This window comes from Bacteroidota bacterium (assembly GCA_034723125.1).
In the GTDB taxonomy this organism is placed as follows: Bacteria; Bacteroidota; Bacteroidia; order CAILMK01; family JAAYUY01; genus JAYEOP01.
This window is the reverse complement of the sequence record JAYEOP010000485.1, coordinates 1-1,893: the sequence shown is the minus strand read 5'-3', so window position 1 is coordinate 1,893 and position 1,893 is coordinate 1. Positions and strand designations below refer to the sequence as shown.

Sequence of the window (1,893 nt, the reverse complement as noted above, 5' to 3'; positions counted from 1 at the left end):
CAACAGAAAATCCTTAACCCCCATTTTACAATTTCCTTTGCTACAGACTAAGGATAAATTGGAAAAAAACTTGAAAAAGCACTTAAATTGGTAAATTCTTTAATAACAGATAATCAATAGGTAGCAGCTTTAGTTAGATGATAGTCTTCAGTCTTGACCATGTGCTTGCCTGAATAGCGTTGACTTTTCTTCAATTATTCCATCATTCACAAAATCTTTTGCAGGATTTGGAAATACATTTTTAATTGTTTCAATATTAAACAACCTTGCATAAAAAACCCCTCAATGCAGGTAGCAAGGAGGGGTTTAGAAATAATTGTAAGATGATTCTTACATGTTTGCTATCATTGCATCAGCAAATTCTGAACATTTATGTAATTCAGCTCCTTCCATTAATCTATGGAAATCGTAAGTAACTTTTTTCTGAGAAATTGTTTTTTCCAAAGAGTTCCAAATCATGTCATGAACTTCATTCCATTCCATATATTTGAACATCATTGCTCCTGAAATAATTAAAGAACCGGGATTTACCTTGTCAAGGTTTGCGTATTTTGGAGCAGTACCGTGAGTTGCTTCAAAAATAGCATGACCTGTTTTGTAATTGATGTTTGCTCCGGGAGCAATACCAATTCCTCCAACTTGTGCTGCAAGTGCATCAGAAAGATAATCTCCGTTGAGATTTAATGTTGCAATAACATCAAATTCTTTTGCTCTTGAAAGAACTTGTTGTAGAGTGATATCTGCAATAGTATCTTTTATCAGTAACATTTCTTTCCATTTACCATTGCCGTGTGTAGGCATTAGTTCCATTACTTTTTCAACTTCTTCAACTTTTTCTTTCTTCTGATCTTTGGTCATCAAGTCATAGCCCGGATCTGTCATTTTTGCATTTTCTTCATTTGACAAATTTGGATTTGCATCTTTGTTTGCGATTATCCAGCTTTCCCTTTGAGTAACTACTTTGTTTCTATAATTAGTAGTAGCTGTTTCGTATCCCCAGCTTTTAAATGCACCTTCTGTAAATTTCATGATGTTGCCTTTGTGAACAAAAGTTACAGATTTACGGTTTTCGTTAAGAGCATATTCTATAGCTGCATTTACTAATCTTTTTGAACCTTCACTTGATACGGGTTTTATTCCAATTCCCGATGTTTCAGGAAATTTTATGTTTGTTACACCCATTTCATTTTGTAAAAAATCAATAACTTTCTTTACTTCTTTACTTCCATTTTCCCACTCAATACCTGCATAAATATCTTCAGTATTTTCACGAAAAATAACCATATCAACATCTTGTGGCTTTTTTACAGGAGAAGGAACTCCTTCAACATATTTTACAGGTCGTAGGCAAACATAAAGGTCGAGTGCTTGACGTAAAGCAACATTTAAAGAACGTATTCCGCCACCGATAGGTGTTGTGAGTGGTCCTTTGATGCTAATTAAATATTTTTTGAAGTCATTGACAGTTTCTTCAGGTAGCCATTCACCAGTTCTGTTAAATGAATTTTCACCGGCATAAACTTCTTTCCATGTAATTTTTCTTTTTCCATTATAAGCTTTTTCAACTGCTGCATCAAAAACTTTTTGAGATGCCCTCCATATATCAGGTCCTGTTCCATCACCTTCAATAAAAGGAATTGTTGGATTTAAAGGAACTTGTAGTTTCCCATCTATCATTTGTGTTTTTGTAGTTTCCATTATTCTTTTAGTTTTATTAAATTTTTGTGTTTTTTTATATTTTGCAAAGGTAATAATTTGTTAATAATGTGAATTGTGTTATTCATGTTTTTAAGCAAATAGAAGCTTTTAATTAGTGTAATAATAAGAAGTGCCTAAAGAACTAAAAGTTAAAAACTAAAAACTAAAAATTATGAATTCTAAATTTTGAATAAA

Annotated in this window: 1 protein-coding gene; it reads right to left on the bottom strand. The window is 32.3% G+C overall.

Annotated features, from left to right (window positions below; all coding sequences use genetic code 11):
- Nucleotides 1-330: 330 nt before the first annotated feature.
- Nucleotides 331-1,752, bottom strand: a complete 1,422-nt coding sequence (icd, locus tag U9R42_12605; GenBank protein ID MEA3496859.1) for an NADP-dependent isocitrate dehydrogenase — start codon at nucleotides 1,750-1,752, stop codon at nucleotides 331-333.
- Nucleotides 1,753-1,893: the final 141 nt, after the last annotated feature.